Here is a 20,119-nt window from a genome sequence, read left to right as displayed (position 1 = left end):
GTTGGCGCAACGTTGCCTTGTTTCTGGGTAGGTGAAGAGTTAGGAAGGAAACAGGGGGCTGGCCGGGATTGGAGGACGCAGCAATGTCAGAGGTGGAGGATTACACCGGCAGGACCGGGCGGAATGAAACCCGCGAGGAACAGCTGGACCGCAACTGGGCCGAGCTGCTGCAGGAACTGCGGGTGCTGCAGACAGGTGTGCAGATCCTCGCCGGTTTCCTGCTGACGCTCCCCTTCCAGTCACGGTTCGAGGACCTGGATGATTTCCAGGTCACCCTGTACCTCGCGAATGTGGTCGTCGCCGCCCTTACCACGGCCTTTATCCTCCTCCCCGTCAGCGTCCACCGCCGGCTGTTCCGCAAGCGGCTGAAGGAGACGCTGGTCTCCAGCGCGGACTCCATCACCAAGATCGCGCTTAGCGGGATCGCCCTCCTCAGCGCCGGAACCGCCGCGCTGGTCTTCGACGTCACCGCGGGACGACAGGCCGGCCTGACCGCCGGAGGGGCCCTGATGGCGGTAATGGTGGTGCTGCTGGTCTATGTCCCCATTCATCTCAACCGGAAGGCCGACGCCGGCAAACTCGACCGGAAGCTGTAAGCGACCGGAAGCTCTAGGGAACGGAGTAGGAAATGCGCAAATGGGCTAAGGAGCACGGGCTGTTCGTGGCAAATTTGGCCCTCTTCCTGGTGTTCTTCGGAGGCATGATCCTTTCAGGGGCTGCCTCCTACAGTGAAGACCAGCAGGCCCATGGGGAGCCGGCCGTCACCGTGGTCCAGTTCCTGGGCAGCGGAGAATTCCTGGAGGCCACGTTCGAAAACTGGGAGTCAGAGTTCCTGCAGATGGCCATGTACGTGGTGCTGACCATTTTCCTGTTCCAAAAGGGTTCGTCGGAGTCGAAACCCATGGACAAGAAAGCGCCGCAGGATGAAGACCCCCGCCACGCTGCCATCAGGAAGGCAACGCCCTGGCCGGTGAAACGCGGTGGGATGGCACTCGGGTTCTATAAGCACTCGCTGTCCATCCTCCTGTTCGCGCTGTTCCTGGCTTCCTTCACCATGCATGGCGTGGGCGGCGCGGAGGCGTACAGCGAGGACCAGCAAAGCCATGGCCAGCCAGCCGTGACCTTCCTGCAGTACCTGGGCACCAGCCGCTTCTGGTTCGAGTCGTTCCAGAACTGGCAAAGCGAATTCCTGGCCGTCGCCGTCCTGGTGGGTGCCTCCGTCTACCTGCGGGAAAAGGGCTCCCCGGAGTCAAAGCCCGTAGCTGAACCGCATTACGAGACCGGAGCCTGAGCTCTACGACGCCTTGAACCTGACCACTACGAGAGGAACACATGAGAACCGCACTGAAATCAGTCCTGCTCGCCCTGCTTCTCCTGGCCGCTCCCGCGCTCTCAGCCGGCGCGGCCTCGGCCACCCCGGCGCCAACTGCCGATACTGTGGCGGTTGGATTCAGCGCCGGAGCCGCCGCGCCAGCAGGAAACACCCCTACCCCGTCGCCAGGTGACACGTCGTCCACGGGCCCGGCCAACCCGGGGACCGGCGAATCGACGCAGAGCGAATCCGAGCGCGTGAACTATGCGCCCTGGGTTATCGGCGGCATCGTGGTGGTGGTATTGATCGCGGTGCTGATCTGGAGCCGGCGCCGCAACAAGCCTTTCATCGGCTGATTCCCGTGATAACCCGCAACGTTGCCGATGGCATCCATCTGATCAGCCATGCACACGTCAACTGCTACGTAGTGGAGGACGATGACGGGATTACCCTCGTGGACGCAGGGCTTCCCAGCATGTGGCCCATGCTGCAGGAACTCCTCGACGCGTGCGGCCGCCGCCCGGACCAGGTCCGGGCACTGGTGCTCACTCACGGCCACTTCGACCACGTCGGGTTTGCACTGCGCGCCCGCCGGGAGTGGCGCGTGCCGGTACTGGTTCACGGCGGGGACGCCCGTCTCGCCGCGCACCCCTACCGGTACAAGCCCCAGCGCAACCGTTTCCTGTATCCGCTGGGCCACCCGCGGTCCGTGCCGCTGCTGGGGCGGATGGCGGCCGCGGGGGCGCTGAATGTGAAAGGCGTCCCGGACACCAGCCCGCTGCATACCGACGCACCGCTGCAGGTCCCGGGCCGGCCCACGGCTATCCACACACCGGGCCACACCGACGGCCATTGCATCCTGCATTTCCCGGACCGCGATGCTGTCCTTGCCGGAGACGCCATAGTCACGCTCGATCCATACACCGGCAAGAGCGGCCCGCAGATCGTGGCTTCCGCCGCCACGAAGGACACGGCCCAGGCCTTGGCGTCACTGAAAGCGCTAGCCGGCACCGGCGCCACGACGGTCCTGACCGGGCATGGTGACCCGTGGACGTGTGGGGTGAAGGCCGCTGTGACCCATGCACTGCAGGTGGGTGCCCACTGAAAACGTGGGGACTAAGCCCCTTCGAGGACCTGGCTGGTTGCCCAGGTGAGGTACTTGCCGGCGTTGGCGACGGCGTCTTCAGGGCTTGAGGCAACATCCAGCAACTGGGCTGCGGCCACCACGCCGTGCCCGGTGAGGTCCTCAAGGCTCACCAGGATCCGCCCGGCCACCACGATGACGGGGATGCCACGTTCGCGGGCAGCATCCGCGAGTGCGATGGGCGCCTTGCCGGTCAGCGACTGGGAATCCATGGACCCTTCGCCCGTGATCACCAGGTCGGCGCCGTCCAGCTCGCCTGCCAGGCCGGTGAGCCCGGCCACCAGCGCGAAGCCGCCTTCCAGCGTGGCGCCGGTGAAGGCGAGGAACGACGCCGGGAAGCCGCCGGCTGCGCCTGCGCCGGGGACGTTCACGTCCCGGCCTGTCGCCTCCCGCAGGACGGACGCCCAGTTGCGGAGCCCGGCGTCGAGCAGTTCAACAGCATCATCGTCCGCACCCTTTTGGGGCGAGAAGACGTGCGCGGCGCCGGTGGGCCCGTACAGCGGGTTGCGGACATCAACGGCGATGCGGAAGGTGGTGGCGGACAGCCTTGGATCGAGGCCGCTGGCGTCAAGCGACACGACGTCGGCCAGCGAGCCGCCACCGAGCGGCACCACGTTGCCGGCGGAGTCGAGCGGTTTGAGGCCCAGCGCACGCAGGGCGCCGCTGCCACCGTCGCTCATGGCCGAACCGCCCAGGCCGAGCACAATCTCGGTGGCGCCTGCCTCGAGCGCCGCCGCGATGAGCTGGCCGCAGCCGTAGCTGTGGGCACGGAGCGCGTTCTCCGGCGTCGGTGCCATCTCCGCCAGGCCGGAGGCCTGTGCCGTCTCGATCACCGCGGTGACCTTGCCGGCGTCGTCCTTGCGGATGGCCCACGCGGCACCCAGCGGAGCGAGGATGGGACCCACCACGGCGTTGAGCCGCTCCTCATAGCCTGCCGCGACGGCCGCCTCCAGGGTTCCCTCGCCACCGTCGGCGATGGGGAACTGGGTAGCCACGGCGTCCGGATACACGCGCAGGGCGCCCTCGGCGATTGCCGCGGCAGCCTCAGCCGCAGTGAGTGAACCCTTGAACTTGTCCGGAGCGATCAAAATGCGCATGCGCCCATCATGCCAGCCCCACGCTGGAAAGCGCTTGCCCGATCCGTTATACGGACAGCGCCTGCACTCTCACCGCGGGTAAGCTCAGCCCTGCCGCCAGTCGTGGCCGGTCAGATGGGAACCCGCCTGGGGCCCCATCTGCAGCATGCCGCCATCCACAGTCCAGGAGGCGCCGTTGACATAGCTGGCAGCAGGCGAGGCGAGGAAGGCGAGGACCGCGGCAACCTCGCGGGCATGTCCGGGCCGGCCCAACGGAACACCCGGCCGGTCCTTCGACGCCGGATCCTCATTTTCCTGGCCTGTCATGGGGGTGGCAATCTCGCCGGGAGCCACGGAGTTGGCGGTGATGCCATACTCAGCGAGCTCGAGCGCCAGGGTCTTCATCAGGCCGCCCAGCCCGTGCTTGGAGGCGTCGTATGCGGAGGCGCCGACGCGCGGCTGGAATTCGTGCACGCTGGTGACGGCGATGAGGCGGCCACCCCTGCCGGCGCTGACCATGCGCCGGGCGGCCGCCTGCAGGCACACGAATGCGCCGTTGAGGTTGGTGTCCAGCGTCCGCATCCAGGTGTCAACGTCCAGGTCAAGGAACTTGGTGCCGTCACCGGCGCCGGCGTTGTTCACGAAGACATCCACCCCGCCAAGCCCGTCAGCCAGTTCATTGATGGCCGCCGCGGCGCCCTGGAAGTCCGTGGTGTCGAGCTGCCGGACCACGGCCTTTCGGCCCAGGGCACGGACCTCGTCGGCCGTGCCCTCGGCGCCGGCTTTGTCCGAGTGCCAGGTGACGCCGATGTCCAGCCCTGCCTGGGCCAGGGCAACCGCAGTGGCCTTGCCGATTCCGGAATCTGATCCGGTGACAATGGCGGTGGCGGGCGTAAACCTGGTGGTGTCCTGCATTCGGCAGCCTTTCGTTGAGGGGTTGGCGGACCTGCCCGGTGGGCGGGCGGGCTGTCAGGCGGGCCGGCGCAGTTCCTGCGGCGTGTAACCTTCGTCGGAGCTGCCGCCCGCGGCGTCGGAGACGTCCGCCGTGTCGGCGTCGTCCCGGGTGTCCGGAACGGCCATCAGGGGAACGGCAAAGGTGACCACGGGGCGCGCTCCGGCGTCGTCAGCGGAGCGGATGGTCAGGCTCCTGGTGCCGGGCGGCACGGAGGGCGTGAAGACCTGGAGGTTCCGTGACCCCAGCGTGGCGGAGTCGCGGAGCGTGTACTCGGTTCCGAAGTGGTCCTGGAGGATGATGTGGGGCTGCGGGCCGCCGTCGGCAGCCATCTGGATGGTGACCACCAGGCCGGTGGCCCAGATCTCGACGGACAGGACGGTGAACGCCGTGGCGTCGGTGATGTGCCGGCCGTACGTGGGCGGCAGGAGCATCCCGCGAAGGGTGCCGGAGGGAATTATTTCTCGCATTGTGTTTTTCCTGTAGGTCTTGCGTCCACTGCCGCCGGACCGGCCCGGAATGGTATCCCGGTGCCGCCAGTGCAGGGATGCGGGTGCGGCTTGGGCACCTCCCGGGCCGGGTTTTCCATCCGGGGAGTGGTTGCCTTTCGCTGCGCGGTTCCTGGTTGATGAAGGGTGGAACTGCCGTTTCGGGGGACTGGAAAGCCCCGTTAGGCAGGGGTGGCGAAACCTCGCGATTCCGCCGTTGAAATCAATCCGGAGCGCTCCTGGCAGCCGCCACGGCATACTGTCCGGTATCTCCGCCACCTGTGGCGCATCGCGTTCCCCCTGCCATACGTTGGCCGCCCTTTCCGTGGGCCTCAACAGCCCCAGCTGAGTGATAAGTCTACTTACCATCAAGCATCCGGTGGCTGTCCGCTGTCAAGGGGATGGTGGGGTTTTGGCGGGAACCCACAACGCCGTCGGCACGCCCAGCGCTGTCATGCCCGCGCGCACAGGGCTACCAGGAGAGACCTGTCAGTGGTGTATTCCCCCGGGGCGTTGCGGGGTCTCACCGGAGGTGCGCCGCGGGCGCAGGGCGGCCACATAGCCAGGCACCCGGCTTTGGCCTTCGACGCCGGTAACGGGGTTGGTTTCGATGGCGGCGGAGCCCTCCTCCAGCAGCTCCCAAGACACGGGCGGGAGGGCCCGCGAGCGCTCCTTCGGGCCGAAGTGGCCGGGCATCGGCAGGCCGCGGATGGCACGCTCCAGCGGGGCGGGGATGTTGCGCTGCGTGGCGCCCAGATGGGTCACGTACTCCACGGGGTTGCCCTGGAAATTGGTTTCCGCCAGGAACACCGTCCCCCGGTCCCCTGCCAGGACCCGGAGGTTGTCGGCCAGTGCCGCCTGGTCCGCCGGCGCCAGGACGTGCAGCACGCCGCGGACAAAGACGTTGGCCGGCCCGTCCACCAGGCCGGCACCGGCCCCCGGCGCCGTCATATCGCGGACCTCGAAGCGGACGTTGCCCGGGTTGCCCGGCTCCGCTGCGGCGCGGGCGGCGGCATGTGCCGAGATGTCCACGCCGATGGCCTGGGGAAAATGTGCGGCGAGGGCACGGGTGAAGCTGCCGTGGCCGCACCCCACATCCACCACCGGCAGTCCTGGGTCAAGGTGGCGGAGGATGAGGTCCCGGTAGCCAAGGAATTCATGGTCGCTTCCGGCGTCCCAGAGCACCTCGCCACCCGGCCCGGTTGTTGTGATTCCCGCCCAGTAGCGGTCCCAGGCGAGCGGCCTGTCCTTGGGTGCGGAGCGGGACAGCCGGATGAGCCGGGGAAGCATCAGGTACTTCCGCCAGCCGGTCTTCACGGGTTTTGCGGGGTTAGGCACGCCCCAAATATATGTCCTGAAGCCACTACAGCCGACGGGACGTGCAGTGTCTGCGCGGCCGCGTGCCGGGGCGGACGCCGCATGGGGCCGCGGTATGGGTCAGGCGTCGCGCGCCAGCCAGGCCATCGCTTCGGTCCGGGACGTGAAGAACCGCGTGGGGCACGGCAGCCTGCTGACGCCCAAGGCGAAGTTGGCCATGACCTTGTCCACGGGCGATGAGCCCAGGAGCGCAATCCGGGACGCCTGGCACGGCCGGCCGAATACGGCCCGTGCGCCGCGGCTGACCTTCTCGGTGGTGGCCATGTCCACCAGCATGGGACGACGGGTGGGCCCGCACATCTCGTTGACCCGATCCATGGCGCTCTGCGCATCGGCTTCGCTGATCGATGCGCCGCGCGGCCACCGGAGCTGGAGGATCCCGCCCTCATCGAGGCTGAGGTCCCCTTTGACGTGCTCGGCCGGCTGGTGCGTCACTTTGTCTTCCCCCGCGATCTTTCTGGAGCCCCACGCCCCTCGTCCCCCTACAATGTACTCAACTGGGAGGGAAGGGGTGGTTGTGGCGTCTGACACGCCTGAGGTTTCGAGCGCGCCCCGCACCGTCGTCGTAGCGGATCCCGATGCCGGGAGGCTGGCTCAGAACACTTCGGCCCTCCGCAGCGCCGGCTACGTAGCGCACGCCGCGGGCGATGCTGCAAGCCTGGCCGGACTGCTGGCGGATGGCGCGCCGGCGGCAATCATCACGGACGCCACGCTGCTGCTCGGCCTGGAGACCGAGGCGCCCCTGCTGGTCATGGTGGACCTGGACGATCCCCGGCAAACATCCGTGCGCCCGCCTGGCATCCACGACTGCATCACCAAGCCAACCTCGCCGCGGGAGTTGGTGCACCGCACCACGGCCCTGATCGACCAGGTGGCCCGCCGCCGGGCGTCGCGGGAGGACGCCGAGGCCCTCCGCGAGCAGCTCAGGTTGGTTTCGGCCGCCGTACGGGCCACCAACGATCCCCAGGAAATTGCGCGCTGCGTGGTCGAAGGGTTTGGCCGGACCTTCAAGGCGGACCACGTTCGGCTGCAAACTTTCGAGGACAGCCGCGTTCCGCGCATCACCGCCGCGTGGGATAGCGACGGGCTGGAGCCATTGTCCGACGACGACCTGCCGGACGAGGATTCCGCGCGGCGGACCGCGGACCTGCTGTGGGCCGGGGCGGAGACGCTGTCGACGGATGCCGGGGAGGCGGACGACGCCGAGCCCGCCCGGACCCGCCCCGACGGCGCGCCGGCGGCGGACGGTGAGGCCCCGGCGTCGGGCATCTCCAACGCAGCATCAACGCTGGCGGTACCCATGGGCGAGGGAAGCTCCTCACTGGGCATCATTTGGATTGCCTCGCTGGACAAACCGCGGAAATGGTCGCGCGCCGAGCTCGGGCTGATCCAGCACGTGGCGGGCAACGCGGCCCACGGCCTGATCCAGAGCCACCTGATCAGCAGCCAGCAGCAGGTGGTGAAGCAACTGCAGCAGCTGGACAAGGCGAAGACAGACTTCCTGGCCACCGTAAACCACGAACTCCGGACCCCCCTGACGTCCATCATGGCCTATCTGGACATGATCCAGGAGAGCACCGAACAGCCCGGCTCGGCCGAGATCCATCAGATGCTGGACATCGTGGTCCGCAACACCGAGCGGCTGCGCACCCTCATCGAGGACATGCTCAGCGTCTCCCGCAACGGCCTTGACGACACCCTGATGCACCTCACCCCGGTCCGCCTCGGCCAGACCCTGGACCTGGTGGCCTCCGCGCTGCGGCCACTGGCGAAACTGCAGAACGTAACCATCGCGATGGATCCGGTTCCGGAGGACCCGGAGATCCTGGCCGACGAAATCCAGTTGCAGCAGGTCTTCACCAACCTGGTCTCCAACGCCATCAAGTTCACCCCCAGCGGCGGACGCATTGAGGTGGGCAGCGAATCCCACGCAGCTCCGGACGGCAGCCGCTGGGCCACTGTCCGGGTTGCCGATAACGGCATCGGCATCTCCAGTGACGAGGTCGACCATGTGTTCACCCGGTTCTACCGGGCGTCCAATGCCATGTCCGGCGCCATCCCGGGGACGGGACTGGGCCTGGCCATCACCAAGGACATCGTGGCCCGCCATGGTGGGACGATTGATGTGGCCTCCACTCTGGGCGCGGGGACCACTGTCACGGTCAGCCTCCCCCTCGGTGCAGACCGGACCCGGTCCAACTGAGCGGGGAAAGGATGAATCCGATGTTCGCGGATAACGATCCCCGGCTCACCCAACTGCTCGACCACATAGTCCGGATCGCATCGGGTGACCTTGGCTCACGGGTTGAGGTGTCCCCTGCCCGCGATGAGCTGGATGCGATCATCATGGGCACCAACCTGCTGGCCGAAGACCTCCAGATCAGCTACGAGGAACTGGAGCAGCGCGTGCAGGTCCGCACCCGGATGCTGCACGAGGCACACCTCAAAATGCAGAAGATGGCCATGCAGGACCCGCTGACCGGGCTTGCCAACCGGTCCGCGCTGATCGATGCGCTCCGGGCCGCCCTGGATGCGGACACGGCATCAGGGGAGGGGCCGGTGATCCTCCTGATGGACCTGGACGCCTTTAAGTCCATCAACGACACCATGGGGCACACGGTAGGGGACCAGGTGCTCATCACCGTGGGCCAGCGGGTACGGAACGCCGTGCGGGCCACGGACGTGGTGGCGCGGCTGGGCGGGGATGAGTTTGCCATCGTCATGCCCGCCGTCGCCCCGGACCAGGCGGCCATTGTGGGGCACCGGATCCTGGCGGCGCTGAGCGAGCCCATCGAACTGCCCGGCAAGAGCGTGCGCTGCGGGGCCAGCATCGGGTTAAGCGTCGGCTCGCCGGGGCAGACCCCGGAAGAGATGCTGATGGAAGCCGACGTGGCCATGTACGCCTCCAAGGCCGAAGGGCAAAACCGCCTGCACCGGTTCGAGCCCGGGCTGCTGCTGGTCCGCAGGCTCCGGAGCCAGCTGGTGGAAGACCTGCGGACGGCCATCAGGAACGATGGCCTCATGCTGTACTACCAGCCGGTGGTGGATCTGGTGTCCCGCCGGTTTGAGGGCGTGGAAGCCCTGGTCCGCTGGAACCACCCCGCCCGGGGGTTTATTATGCCGGACGAGTTCATTCCGCTGGCCGAAGAAGCCGGCCTGATTTCGGAGCTGGGCAACTGGGTCCTCCGGACCGCCGTGCAGCAGCTGCGCGCCTGGATCGACGATTCACTGGTAGACGGCGGCTTCTCGGTCCGGATCAACATTTCCGCTACGGACCTCCAAAGCCTGCAGTTCATCGAGGACGTCAGGAACGTCCTCCGGGAAACGGGTGTCAAGCCTGAACAGGTGGTCCTCGAACTGACGGAAGTGGCCATCGTCAAGGGCAACGAGCTGGACCGCTACTCCCTGGCCGGGCTCCGCGGGCTTGGGGTGGGAATCGAGATTGATGATTTCGGCACAGGCTATTCGTCCATCAGCTACCTCCGGCGCCTGCCTGTGGACCGGGTCAAGGTGGACCGGTCGCTGATTTCCGGCTTGGGGACAGATCCCAGCCAGCCGGCACTGGTGGCGGCCGTCCTCCAGCTGGTCCGCGCCTGCGGCCTGGAGGCCGTGTGGGAAGGCGTTGAAACGGCGGAGCAGGCGGATATCCTGCGGGAACTGGGCTGCCTGAGCGCGCAGGGCTACTACTTCAGCAGGCCCGTTCCGGCGGACGACATCCCTGCATTGCTCGCTGACCAGCAGGAAAGCGCTCACCGGCAGCCGTAAAAGTACTGCCCTTTTCACTCCGCCCGATATACGATCATCGTGCGGGGGACGGTTTTCCGGCACCGCGGAAAACCGCCATTGTCAGCACCAAACGTTAAAGGCGTTTCAGATATTGAACATTAATGGGCCAATGGGTCATTACTTCGTCGACTGGGGGCGTAGCTAATGTCGGTTCGTGTACAAGCGTGGGGAATCATCGCCACGGTCCTGGCGGACACTGATCCGTCCGGAGCCGCCGTCCGCCAGCGCCTCAGCAACAGCCTCGACGAGAATCCCGGCGTGCCCGAGCGGGCGCTGCTGGAGTACCTGCTCGAGACCCGGCGCAGCGACGCCAACACCGAAGAGACGCTCGAGAGCGCGCGGCAGATGCGTTTAGCGCCGAACTCCATGCCGCCGAAGTTCGCGGAGCAGCTGGACGCCATCCGCAGCGCGTCCCGCATCAGCGCGCTCCTGGAAAACCAGATGCTGATGACCGCGTTCCAGCCCATCTACGGGCTGGCGGACAAGAGCGTGGTGGGAGTGGAGGCGCTCTCCCGGTTCGTCAGCGATGACGGCGCCGCCGCGGAACTCTGGTTCGCAGAGGCAGCCGCCGTCGGCCTCGGCGCAAACCTTGAGTTCTCGGCACTGGGTTCGGCTGCCGCGGCGGCCAGGGACCTGCCGGCGGGCCTGTATGTCTCCCTCAACATTTCGCCGACGTCCTGCCTGGACCCGCGGCTGCCGGAACTGTTCGCGCACATCGACCTGCCCATCGACCGGGTGGTCCTCGAACTGACCGAGACCATCCCGGATGAGGAGTATGCGCAGTTCATCGCCGCCATTAACCCGCTCCGGGACAAGGGCCTGCGGATCGCGATTGACGACACGCACTCCGGCGCCGGGGCGCTGAGCCGCATGGTGCACCTGCGGCCGGACTTCCTCAAGGTTGGCCGGGACGTCTTCGGCAACGTGGACAACGACGGCCTCCAGCGGGCGCTGACCACCTGCCTGGTGGACTTCACGGACCAGATCGGCACCACCTTGGTGGCGGAGGGCATCGAGACCGTGGGCGAGCTGAAGGTCCTGACGGAACTGGGCATCGACGCCGGGCAGGGGTACCTGCTGGGCCGGCCTTCCGTCCGCCCAAAGGACTGGGCGTCCTGGAACACCCGGCAGGACGCTGATGGCCTCAACCGCCAGCTGGCAGAGCCCGCCGGGCGCAGTCCGCAGGAGAACGAGTCCGCCTAGGCCACTGCCTACTCGGAGTGGCCCTGGTCCCTGCTCATCTGGCCTTCAGCCGGCGGAGTCTCCCCCGGCGGCACTCCCCCGCCGGGCTCCAGTCCGGTGATATTGCCTTCGGCCGGGTCCGGGTTGGGCGAGTCCCCCGCTTCCGCGCTGCGCTGCTTCTCCAGGTCCTCCTGGGCCGCGCCGACGTTGTCGGCACTGTCCTTGCCCGGCTTGTCCGGGTTGGCGGGGTCATTCTCCGGATGGTAGGTGCTCACGGTCCTTCGTCCTTCCGTTCGGGCTGCGGTCCGATGCCCCAGCTCTGGACTAATTGTAAGCATGCTGATAATTCTGGAGGGTAGGGCCGGCCGGCCAGTGGGCGTCCGGCACACGAAGGCAGAAGGAGCAGTCATGGGCATCGGCGACAGCATCGGCAAGGCAGCAGAGAACGCCATGGAGGATCTGGCCGGAACATCCGACCCCACGGAGAAAATGGGCATCCCTGACCCCGCGGACCCCAATGATGACGTGGAGGTCCATTCCTCCCTGAGCGAGGGGTCCAACGCCATGGAAGCGGAAAAGCAGAAGGCGCCCGGCCTGAAGACAGGCGCCGCACCCGGCCCGGTGTCCAGCAGCCCGCTCGGCGGGGATTCCGGGGACACGGACCGCGATGGGTCCGGCCATGGCGCCACGGACGACGACGGCGGGCCGGCCGGCGGCGCCACGGCACCGGCGGGCGCGGCTGGCGCAGCGGGCGGCAAGGTTGCGGGTCCGGCCGGGCTTCCGGAAGGCGACCCCGACGAACTGCGGGCCGACCCGTCCGAGGGCGACCAGGATCCGTCCACGAGCACCGGCCGGGATTAGCAGTACGGCCAGGGGCCTTCTCCGGCGCCTGGGCCGGGCCACTCGCCGCGCTCCATGAGCACCTGGCGCAGCAGGTCCGCCCGGTCTGTGACGATGCCTGCCACGCCGAGCTCCAGGAGCCGGCGCATCTCGGTGGGGTCATTGATGGTCCAGACGTGGACCACCAGCCCCAGGGCGTCCGCGCGCCGCAGGAACCCGGGCGTGACCACCGTCACCGCGCCGTAATGCACGGGCACCTGCAGGGCGTGCACGTCCCGCAACACCCTCCGCATCAGCCAGCGGAATGCCGGGCCGGGCACCACGGGGCCCAGCAGCGTGAACAGGGCATTGGAGACGACGCCCGCGGACGCGGCAACCGGGCGGCTGAGCTGCTTCAGCACGGCCCGCCGCCGGCGGTCTGAAAAGCTGGCGATCAGTACGCGGTCGTGGACACCGTGGCGTTCGATGGCGTCGACGGTGCTGCGGACCGAGCCCCAGTCCTTGACGTCCAGGTTCAGCCGCACGTCCGGCAGGGCGGTGACGAGTTCGTCGAAGGTGGGAATGGGTTCGCGTCCGCCGATCCGGGCACCGGCAACGTGGTCCGCCGGCAGGTCGGCGACGCGGCCGCTGCCGTCCGTCACGCGGTCCAGGGTGCCGTCGTGGAAGAGGAGGAGCACGCCGTCGGACGTGGTGTGGACGTCCGTTTCGAGGTATCGGCAGCCCAGCTCGGCGGCGGCGCGGAACGCCGCCATCGAGTTCTCGAGGCCGTCCACGGAAAAGCCGCGGTGGGCCATGGCAATGGGAAGCGGGGCACCATCGGCGCCGGCGTGGTCGAAGAACGGCAGGCTCACAGTGCGAGCGTACCGGAGCCGGCCGGTCCGTCATTGGCGGCTGGCGTCAGTCCCCGTACGGGAAGATTTCCACGCCGTCGCTGCAGTGCAGCAGCGTCCGGCCGCGGCCGCCATCAAGGTGGACCCACACGGCCGAATGGTCTGCCGTGATGGCATCCACCACGCCCGCCGCATCGAACCCCGGCGAGAGCTGGACGCGGACGCGGTCCCCCTGCCGGAGCTTCTTCCAGTGCGGCGCGGGCGTTGCCCGGCGCAGCGGTGCTTCAGCGGTCTGATGTTTTGCGCTTCGTGCCATGTTTGTCCCCTTAGCCGGCCGGAGAGGTGCCTTTCCTCCGCGTTTCACGCTACGGAACGAAGGTGAACGGCAAGTGAGCGCAGCCTGTGAAAACGGCGCAGGTGCACCCAGCGGGAGTTCCGGCGTCAGGAGTGCTGTACCCCAAGGGAAGCGAGGCGTTCCTCCAGGACCTGGGCCACGCCGTCGTCGTCAAAATGCGGCGCCTGCTGCCCCGCCGCCCGGATGGCCTCTGGGTGGCCGCTGGCCATGGCGTAGCCGTGCCCGGCCCAGCGGAGCATCTCGATGTCGTTGGGCATGTCCCCAAAGGCCACCACGTCCGCGGCGCCGATTCCCAAGGCGGCCGCGTACTCAGCGAGGGTGACGGCCTTGTTGACACCGGGCAGGGACAGTTCCAGCATGGCAACGCCGGGCGAGGAGTGCGTTGCGGCGGCCAGGTGCTCGACGGCGGGGGCCACCTCGGCGAGGAAGTCATCGGGGGTGCCGTCGCGGACGATGGCGAGGAATTTAACGACGGCGTCATCCGCCGTAAGCGTTTCGCGCAGCGGCGCCGGGGTGAACTGGGCGAGCAGTTCGCTCGATTCGTTCTCGATGAAGCCCGGCTCGAGGTGGAAACCGCCAAGGGTTTCGGCGGCGAACAGCGCGGCGGGGCGGAGGTCCTTGATGATACGGCGGATTTCGAGGACGGCGTCGATGGCCAGGGTGCGGGCGGACACCAGGCGGTCGGCCTCAAGGTCCCAGACCACGGCACCGTTGGAGCAGATCACGCGGCCGGTGTGGCCCAGCTGCTCCTCGAGCGGGTGCAGCCAGCGCGGCGGCCGGCCGGTGACGAAGACGAGCTCGACGCCTGCGGTGCGGCAGGCGTGGAACGCACGGACGGTGCGGGGGCTGATTTTCCCGTCGTGCCCGAGGATCGTTCCGTCAATATCGCTTGCCACCAACCGCATGCTGCCAGTCTACGTGGATTGCCGGGGGCGCCCGCGTTGGGGGCTTCGCCGGAGGGTTTGAGAGGTTCCCCTACTACCGGCCCGTAGCCTAGCGCCGCGTTTTGTGGCAGGAGCATACTGGAAACGCCGCCCAACAAGAGGACGCTCGGGCTTGCGGGCGGCACCGTCACCGGCACTCCCGGGAAATCTGCCGGCATCTGGCGAAGGCGGGACATCCCGTTCCCGCGCTGCGCATCCCTGAGGAAAACACAGGTCTCAGAGGGGCAGAGGATCAACCATGAACCGCATCAAAAATGGGGTACTTTCCGCAGCCGCAGCAGTGCTTGCGCTGGGGCTCGCACCGGGGACTGCCGTGGCACACGGCGGATCCGGGCACGGAGGGTCCGACAAGAGTGATGACTGGCGGAACAATGACGACCAGCGCCGGCTGGTCAGGGTACTGCGCCACGTCACGGACGACTACCGCTGGCTGGAGAACGCCGAGGCGGACGGCTACAAGAAGATCACCGAATGCATCGACATGCCTGGGGTGGGCGCGATGGGATTCCACTACGCCAAGCAGGAGCTGATCGACGACAAGACCCAGGCCCGCAAGCCCGAGGTCCTCGTCTACATGCCGGACCGGAACGGGCGGTACCGGCTGGTGGCCGCCGAGTTCATTTCGACCGCGAAGAACCGGCCCTCGATTGCCGGGCTGAAGTTCGAAGACGGCCCGTTCCCCGGTTCCTTCGCACTCCATGCCTGGGTCTGGCAGGACAACCCGGACGGCATGTTCGCTGCGTTCAACCCGGACCTGAGCTGCCCGAAGTAGGCACCTGACGCAAAGGCCGCAGCACAGTAGCGCCCGCGGTATTCACCAAATGCCGCGGGCGCCCTCTTGTCCGTGGGTGGAGAAGGAGACGGCGTCCAGTCCGAACATCAGGTTGGCGGCCACCGTACCGGCGAGCCCGCCCAGGACCTGGGCGCCGATCAGTGCCGCTGCGGTGCGGGTGCCAATCCTGCCCAGGGCCCGTTCGACCAGGGTTACCACGGGATTGAACGACGCCGATACGGGTTGCAGTGCTGCCGTGCGGGCCCGGTAATAGACCCAGACGCCGCGCTTCTCACCGTAACGCAAGACCCAGGGAAGGTGCATTGTCGGCGTGCGGCGCTACACTGAACTTATCGAACATATTTTCGAATAAGGGTGTGTTGTGGGCGTTATTGTCGGGCCTCGCGTGATAGATGCAGGCGCGTCGCTGTTCTCGGTATTGATCTCCCCCGTGGCAGTCGCTGCCGGCTTTCCATCGCCGGCACAGGACTACTTCGACGGTCGGATCGACCTGAACGCGCACCTGATCAGGGACATCACCAGCACTTTTGTTGTCCGGGTCACCGGCAACTCCATGGAGGGCGCCGGCATCAGCGACGGCGACGAACTGATCGTCAACCGGGCGCTGGAGCCCAAGGACGGATCCGTGGTGATCGCCGTGCTGGACGGCGAGCTCACCGTCAAACGCCTGCGCATCACGGCCACCGGGATCGTCCTGCAGGCAGAAAATCCCCGGTACCAGGACATCAAGGTGTCCGCGCTTTCCGAACTCACCATCTGGGGCGTCGCCACCAGGTGCCTGCACCACGTGTGAGGCCCGCCGTGGCTAAACCTGCCCTGATGCGCCACATGCCGCAGATCGCCCACGTGGACGTCAACTGCTTCTACGCTTCCGCGGAACGGGCCTTCGACCCCTCACTCGAGGGCCGCCCGCTGGTGGTCCTGTCCAATAACGACGGCTGCGCCGTCACCCGTTCCCCCGAGGCGAAGGCGCTCGGCATCACCACCGGCGAACCCTGGTTCAAGCTCGCGCCGCGGGCCAAGGAGTGGGGCCTCGTGGCGAAGTCCAGCAACTACGAACTGTACGGCGACATCAGCGCCCGGGTCATGGAACTGCTCGGCAGGTACTCCGCCTGGCTGGAGGTCTACAGCATCGACGAAGCATTCCTGGGGGTCAAAGGGGATGCCGGCCAGCTACTCCCCCTCGGACGGACCATCAAGGACGCCGTCCGCCGGCACGTGGGTGTCCCGGTGTGCGTGGGCATCGCACCCACCAAGACGCTCGCCAAGCTCTGCAACAAGTGGGCCAAGAACAACCCGGCCTTTGCCGGGGTCTGTTTATGGGAGGCTGTCCCGCACGACGTGCGGGACAGCCTCCTGGCCCGGCTGCCCGTTGATGAGATCTGGGGCATCGCCGGAAGGCTGACCAAGCGGCTCAACGCCCTGGGGATCTTCACCGTCCAGGACCTGATCCGCGCCGATCCGGTGATGATCCGGGACAAGTTTTCGGTGGTGCTGATGCGAACCGTCCTCGAGTTGCGGGGCACCCCGTGCATTCCCATGGAGGAGGAGCGCATCGGCCGGGATCAGCTGATCTTCTCGCGATCATTTGCCACGCCGGTAGCCAGCGCCGACGGCCTGCGTCAGGTACTGAGCATTTACGGGCAGCAGGCGAGCGCCAGGCTGTCCAAGCACGGCCTGCAGGCGAAAGTACTCACGGCGTTTGCCGCCACGTCACCCTTCCGCCAGCAGGAGCAGGCCCACCCGTCCGTGTGCGTTTCCCTGCCGATGCCGACGGCGGACCCGCTGCTGCTGACCAGGGCGGCATATGCCCTGCTCCCCCACATCCGGGACGGCCTCAAGTATGCGAAGGCGGGGATCATGCTGACCGACCTGCGGCCCAGCGGCAACCAGCCACCGCTGGAACCGTTCGAAAACCCACATGAGGAACGCGGCATCGGCCCGCTGCTGGAGGATGTCAGCCGGCGCTTCGGCCGCGGGGCCATCGGCCTGGGACATGCGGGCATCAAGTCCGGCCTCGACTGGACCATGAAACGTGATATGCGCTCACCGCGGTACACCACCCATTGGGACGAACTCCCGATGGTCAAGGCCGCATGACGGGCTTCCGGCACAGAAATACAAACCAAGTTGTTCAGCATGCTAGCCAGTAGACAGTATAGTGAACAGATGACTTCTCCCAAGACTGTGGCCATCGCCGTCCCGCTCGAAGCAGAGCTCGTGGACCAGATCCGTGCCGTCGATCCGTCCATCACTGTCCTTTACGAGCCCAGCCTCCTCCCGCCGGAGCGCTTCCCGGCAGACCACGCCGGCGATCCCGCTTTCCAGCGCACGCCCGAGCAGGAAGAACGCTACTGGGCCATGCTCGGCAGGGCCGAAGTGCTCTACGGCTTCCCCAATGAGAGTCCTGCGGGCCTGGCCCGCATCGCCCGGGACAATCCAGCACTGGAATGGATCCATGCCATGGCGGCGGGGGCAGGCGGAGCGGTCAAGGCATCCGGGCTCGGCCAGGACGTCCTCCAGAAATTCCGGATCACCACGTCTGCCGGAGTACACGCGCTTCCCCTCGCCGAATTTGCGGCGATGGGAATCCTGAACGGCTTCAAACGCAGCGCCGAGCTGGCCCAGGACCAGGCCGCCAAAGCCTGGCCCGGGCTGCGGGTACCCACCCGCCTGGTCAACGGCTCGAACCTGGTGATCAGCGGCCTGGGCGAAATCGGGCTGGAAACGGCCCGGATCGCCAGGGCGCTGGGCATGAACGTCAGCGGCACCAAGCGGACCGTCGAGCCCATAGGGGGCATCCACCAGGTGGTGGACAACGCCGGCCTGCCCGGGCTCCTGGCCACGGCAGACGCCGTCGTCAATACCCTGCCCGGAACCGAATATACGGAGAAACTCTTTAACCGGGAACTGTTCGCGGCCATGAAGCCCGGCACCACCTTCGTCAACGTTGGCCGGGGCACGGTGGTGGATGAGGATGCGCTGCTGGAGGCGCTGGAGGGCGGCCAGGTGGCCTACGCCTGCCTGGATGTCTTCGCCGTGGAGCCGCTGCCCCAGGACAGCCCCCTCTGGAGCCACCCCAGGGTTATGGTTTCGCCCCATACGTCAGCCCTCAGCGCCGCCGAAAACCGCCTGATCACCGAGCGGTTCTGCAGCAACCTCCGCGCTTTCCTCGACGGCGGCGATCTTCCCCATCTCGTGGACACCGTCCACTTCTACTAAGCCAGCACCGGGAGAACCAATGCGCATCGCCAGAATCAACACAGCATCCGGCGCCCGGCACGCGGTTGAGCGGGCCGGATCGTGGGACCACATCATCGACCCGTTCGAGGCGCCGGTCCGTTTCACCGGCGGCACCACCCCCGCTGGTGAGGCGGAGTTCCTCGCACCCGTGGCCCCGGCGGCAGTGGTGGGCATCGGCCACAACCTGACCCTCAACGATCACCCGCTGCCCATCCAGGCGTGGCATAAGTCCGTCCACACCGTGGCCGGACCTGGCGACCGGATCATCGCCGCACGCGGCCGCGGCACAGTGAACGTCGAAGGTGAACTCGCCGTGGTGATCGGCAAACAGGCAGCTGACCTGACCGCGGAGAACGCCCTGGACCACGTCCTGGGCTACACCTGCGTCAACGACGTCACCAACGTGGACCAGAACGCGGTGGACGAGCGGAACTTCCAGGGCAAGGCCGGCGTCAACTACACGCCCCTCGGACCGTGGATCGAGACTGCCCTTCCGAATCCCGAACGAGCCGGCATCGACGTCTACGTCAACGGTGTGGCCAAGGCCAACTCCGGAACGTTCAACCTGCCCTCCTCTGTGGTGGACTGCCTTGTCTACGTCACCTCATGGCTGACGCTTGAGCCTGGGGATGTGGTCATGACCGGCGCTCCCGGAACCGCGGTGCCCGTGGAGCCGGGCGACAGGGTGGACATTGTGGTGGAGGGCGTCGGTACGCTGACCAACGCGGTCGGCTGACGGGCGTTGTCCGCATTCACCGGGGCGCACCCCCGCCGGGGCCCTTATGATGGATAGCGTTCAGTTGACTGAACGGACACTGCAGTCAGGCCCGGCAACCTAAGGAGAATCATGGCCGATTCCCGCACCCCCGCTTCACCGGACAAGTCGGGAGCCGCCTCGCCGGCGCCCGCAGTCACCCGTGCAGCGGCCGTCCTGGATGCGCTGGCAGCTTCTGCAACGGGCCGGCTGACCCTTAGCGACCTTTCACGCGAGGTGGGGATTCCCAAGTCCTCCACGTCCAATCTCCTGCTCGCCCTCGAAGAAGCCCGGCTGATCACCCGGCAGGGAGCGGAATTCACCCTGGGCCGCAAGCTGGTGGAACTCGGCGCTGCCTACCTGGGCCGGATGGACGAGGTTCAGGAGTTCTACCGCTACTGCGAGCAGGCCTCCGTCCTCTCCGGGGAGACCGTCCGGATCGCCATGCTGGACGGAACCAACGTCATCTACCTCGCCCGCTACGAAGGCCACCCAGCAGTCCGCCTGACCTCCAACATCGGCGACAAGATGCCGGTATCCCTCTGTGCCGTGGGCAAGGCGCTGATCGCCCGGCTCAACGTCCATGACATCGAAGGCATGTTCCCTGATGACGCCGAACTGCCGATCCTTACGCCCAAGTCGCTGCGCACAGGGGCGGAACTGAAATCGCAGCTGCGCGAGATCCGCGAGCAGGGGTATGCCTTCGAGGACGAGGAAAGCACCACGGGCGTGGTGTGCCTGGCCGTGTCCGTTCCGACCCGCGGCGCCCACGGCCCCAGCCTGGGCCTGTCCGTCACGGCGCTAAAGGCCACCTACACCCCGGAGCAGGGCTCGCAGATGGTCAAGGAGCTCAAGGAGCTGGCCCACTCGCTGGGCAACCCCATGGGCTAGGCGCGGCAGCGGACTCCAAGCCGCAGCGGAACGCCGCTTCTCAACAAAACAAAAAACTGTTGCCAGTTGTTCAGCTTGCTGTATTGTGTTCAGCATAGTGATCGACACAATAGGTGTTGTCGCTATCCCACCAGGCCAACGGGGGCCTGGAG

Annotated in this window: 24 protein-coding genes; 14 read left to right on the top strand and 10 right to left on the bottom strand. The window is 67.1% G+C overall.

What is annotated here, in order from left to right; translation table 11 throughout:
- The first annotated feature begins 83 nt into the window (after positions 1 to 83).
- Genes ACP3TD_RS01910 through ACP3TD_RS01895 form a run of 4 tightly spaced genes read left to right on the top strand, consistent with a single transcriptional unit; the run spans position 84 to position 2,417 of the window.
- A complete protein-coding gene (locus ACP3TD_RS01910; protein ID WP_426765095.1) occupies positions 84 to 596 on the top strand; it encodes a DUF6328 family protein in 513 nt (170 codons plus the stop codon).
- 32 nt (positions 597 to 628) lie between these two features.
- Positions 629 to 1,291 (top strand): DUF6766 family protein, encoded by a 663-nt coding sequence (locus ACP3TD_RS01905; protein WP_426765094.1) that lies wholly within the window; start codon positions 629 to 631, stop codon positions 1,289 to 1,291.
- A gap of 41 nt (positions 1,292 to 1,332) precedes the next feature.
- Positions 1,333 to 1,668 (top strand): LuxR family transcriptional regulator, encoded by a 336-nt coding sequence (locus ACP3TD_RS01900; RefSeq protein ID WP_426765093.1) that lies wholly within the window; start codon positions 1,333 to 1,335, stop codon positions 1,666 to 1,668.
- Positions 1,669 to 1,673: 5 nt separating this feature from the next.
- Positions 1,674 to 2,417: an MBL fold metallo-hydrolase gene (locus ACP3TD_RS01895; RefSeq protein ID WP_426765092.1), complete on the top strand. Its 744-nt coding sequence runs from the start codon at positions 1,674 to 1,676 to the stop codon at positions 2,415 to 2,417.
- Positions 2,418 to 2,428: 11 nt separating this feature from the next.
- Here ACP3TD_RS01895 and ACP3TD_RS01890 read toward each other — a convergent pair whose 3' ends face one another.
- The 5 genes from ACP3TD_RS01890 to ACP3TD_RS01870 all read right to left on the bottom strand — a co-directional run bounded on the left by ACP3TD_RS01890 (position 2,429) and on the right by ACP3TD_RS01870 (position 6,784).
- Complete coding sequence (locus ACP3TD_RS01890) at positions 2,429 to 3,553, bottom strand: glycerate kinase (RefSeq protein ID WP_426765091.1); 1,125 nt, start codon at positions 3,551 to 3,553, stop codon at positions 2,429 to 2,431.
- 84 nt (positions 3,554 to 3,637) lie between these two features.
- Positions 3,638 to 4,447, bottom strand: a complete 810-nt coding sequence (locus tag ACP3TD_RS01885) for an SDR family oxidoreductase (protein ID WP_426765090.1) — start codon at positions 4,445 to 4,447, stop codon at positions 3,638 to 3,640.
- A 54-nt stretch (positions 4,448 to 4,501) separates the two neighbouring features.
- Positions 4,502 to 4,954 (bottom strand): hypothetical protein, encoded by a 453-nt coding sequence (locus ACP3TD_RS01880; RefSeq protein ID WP_426765089.1) that lies wholly within the window; start codon positions 4,952 to 4,954, stop codon positions 4,502 to 4,504.
- Between the two features lie 507 nt (positions 4,955 to 5,461).
- Positions 5,462 to 6,262 (bottom strand): class I SAM-dependent methyltransferase, encoded by an 801-nt coding sequence (locus ACP3TD_RS01875; RefSeq protein WP_426767109.1) that lies wholly within the window; start codon positions 6,260 to 6,262, stop codon positions 5,462 to 5,464.
- Positions 6,263 to 6,409: 147 nt separating this feature from the next.
- On the bottom strand, positions 6,410 to 6,784 hold the full coding sequence (locus tag ACP3TD_RS01870) for an STAS/SEC14 domain-containing protein (protein ID WP_426765088.1): 375 nt from the start codon (positions 6,782 to 6,784) through the stop codon (positions 6,410 to 6,412).
- Between the two features lie 82 nt (positions 6,785 to 6,866).
- On the opposite strand from ACP3TD_RS01870, the gene ACP3TD_RS01865 reads away from it, so the two are divergent.
- From ACP3TD_RS01865 to ACP3TD_RS01855, 3 genes are all read left to right on the top strand, one after another.
- Complete coding sequence (locus ACP3TD_RS01865) at positions 6,867 to 8,552, top strand: ATP-binding protein (RefSeq protein ID WP_426765087.1); 1,686 nt, start codon at positions 6,867 to 6,869, stop codon at positions 8,550 to 8,552.
- Between the two features lie 20 nt (positions 8,553 to 8,572).
- The gene (locus ACP3TD_RS01860; protein WP_426765086.1) at positions 8,573 to 10,114 is read left to right on the top strand and encodes a putative bifunctional diguanylate cyclase/phosphodiesterase; all 1,542 of its coding nucleotides are present in this window, start codon (positions 8,573 to 8,575) and stop codon (positions 10,112 to 10,114) included.
- A gap of 165 nt (positions 10,115 to 10,279) precedes the next feature.
- The gene (locus tag ACP3TD_RS01855) at positions 10,280 to 11,338 is read left to right on the top strand and encodes an EAL domain-containing protein (RefSeq protein WP_426765085.1); all 1,059 of its coding nucleotides are present in this window, start codon (positions 10,280 to 10,282) and stop codon (positions 11,336 to 11,338) included.
- A gap of 8 nt (positions 11,339 to 11,346) precedes the next feature.
- Here the strand turns inward: ACP3TD_RS01855 and ACP3TD_RS01850 are convergent, their stop codons facing one another.
- Positions 11,347 to 11,592, bottom strand: coding sequence for a DUF6480 family protein (locus tag ACP3TD_RS01850; RefSeq protein ID WP_426765084.1), 246 nt, complete (start codon positions 11,590 to 11,592; stop codon positions 11,347 to 11,349).
- 133 nt (positions 11,593 to 11,725) lie between these two features.
- On the opposite strand from ACP3TD_RS01850, the gene ACP3TD_RS01845 reads away from it, so the two are divergent.
- Positions 11,726 to 12,178, top strand: coding sequence for a hypothetical protein (locus ACP3TD_RS01845; RefSeq protein WP_426765083.1), 453 nt, complete (start codon positions 11,726 to 11,728; stop codon positions 12,176 to 12,178).
- Here the strand turns inward: ACP3TD_RS01845 and ACP3TD_RS01840 are convergent.
- The 3 genes from ACP3TD_RS01840 to ACP3TD_RS01830 all read right to left on the bottom strand — a co-directional run bounded on the left by ACP3TD_RS01840 (position 12,175) and on the right by ACP3TD_RS01830 (position 14,247).
- The gene (locus ACP3TD_RS01840; RefSeq protein ID WP_426765082.1) at positions 12,175 to 13,008 is read right to left on the bottom strand and encodes a glycerophosphodiester phosphodiesterase; all 834 of its coding nucleotides are present in this window, start codon (positions 13,006 to 13,008) and stop codon (positions 12,175 to 12,177) included. The two genes, ACP3TD_RS01845 and ACP3TD_RS01840, sit on opposite strands and share 4 nt — an antisense overlap.
- A gap of 46 nt (positions 13,009 to 13,054) precedes the next feature.
- The gene (locus ACP3TD_RS01835; RefSeq protein ID WP_426765081.1) at positions 13,055 to 13,303 is read right to left on the bottom strand and encodes a hypothetical protein; all 249 of its coding nucleotides are present in this window, start codon (positions 13,301 to 13,303) and stop codon (positions 13,055 to 13,057) included.
- A gap of 125 nt (positions 13,304 to 13,428) precedes the next feature.
- Positions 13,429 to 14,247: an HAD family hydrolase gene (locus tag ACP3TD_RS01830; protein ID WP_426765080.1), complete on the bottom strand. Its 819-nt coding sequence runs from the start codon at positions 14,245 to 14,247 to the stop codon at positions 13,429 to 13,431.
- 277 nt (positions 14,248 to 14,524) lie between these two features.
- Here ACP3TD_RS01830 and ACP3TD_RS01825 point away from each other — a divergent pair, with 277 nt between their 5' ends.
- On the top strand, positions 14,525 to 15,058 hold the full coding sequence (locus tag ACP3TD_RS01825) for a hypothetical protein (RefSeq protein WP_426765079.1): 534 nt from the start codon (positions 14,525 to 14,527) through the stop codon (positions 15,056 to 15,058).
- A 42-nt stretch (positions 15,059 to 15,100) separates the two neighbouring features.
- Here the strand turns inward: ACP3TD_RS01825 and ACP3TD_RS01820 are convergent, their stop codons facing one another.
- Positions 15,101 to 15,382 (bottom strand): hypothetical protein, encoded by a 282-nt coding sequence (locus ACP3TD_RS01820; protein ID WP_426765078.1) that lies wholly within the window; start codon positions 15,380 to 15,382, stop codon positions 15,101 to 15,103.
- A gap of 58 nt (positions 15,383 to 15,440) precedes the next feature.
- On the opposite strand from ACP3TD_RS01820, the gene ACP3TD_RS01815 reads away from it, so the two are divergent.
- From ACP3TD_RS01815 to ACP3TD_RS01795, 5 genes are all read left to right on the top strand, one after another.
- On the top strand, positions 15,441 to 15,872 hold the full coding sequence (locus ACP3TD_RS01815; protein WP_426765077.1) for a LexA family protein: 432 nt from the start codon (positions 15,441 to 15,443) through the stop codon (positions 15,870 to 15,872).
- A 26-nt stretch (positions 15,873 to 15,898) separates the two neighbouring features.
- Positions 15,899 to 17,179, top strand: coding sequence for a Y-family DNA polymerase (locus ACP3TD_RS01810; protein ID WP_426767107.1), 1,281 nt, complete (start codon positions 15,899 to 15,901; stop codon positions 17,177 to 17,179).
- A 69-nt stretch (positions 17,180 to 17,248) separates the two neighbouring features.
- The gene (locus ACP3TD_RS01805; protein WP_426765076.1) at positions 17,249 to 18,301 is read left to right on the top strand and encodes a D-2-hydroxyacid dehydrogenase; all 1,053 of its coding nucleotides are present in this window, start codon (positions 17,249 to 17,251) and stop codon (positions 18,299 to 18,301) included.
- Between the two features lie 19 nt (positions 18,302 to 18,320).
- The gene (locus tag ACP3TD_RS01800; protein ID WP_426765075.1) at positions 18,321 to 19,058 is read left to right on the top strand and encodes a fumarylacetoacetate hydrolase family protein; all 738 of its coding nucleotides are present in this window, start codon (positions 18,321 to 18,323) and stop codon (positions 19,056 to 19,058) included.
- Between the two features lie 111 nt (positions 19,059 to 19,169).
- Positions 19,170 to 19,967, top strand: a complete 798-nt coding sequence (locus ACP3TD_RS01795) for an IclR family transcriptional regulator (RefSeq protein WP_426765074.1) — start codon at positions 19,170 to 19,172, stop codon at positions 19,965 to 19,967.
- The last annotated feature ends 152 nt before the right edge of the window (positions 19,968 to 20,119 follow it).

The organism is Pseudarthrobacter sp. 1G09 (assembly GCF_050038305.1).
Taxonomy (GTDB): domain Bacteria; phylum Actinomycetota; class Actinomycetes; order Actinomycetales; family Micrococcaceae; genus Arthrobacter; species Arthrobacter equi.
The sequence above is the reverse complement of the archived record's forward strand: the minus strand, read 5'-3'. Positions and strand labels throughout refer to the sequence as shown.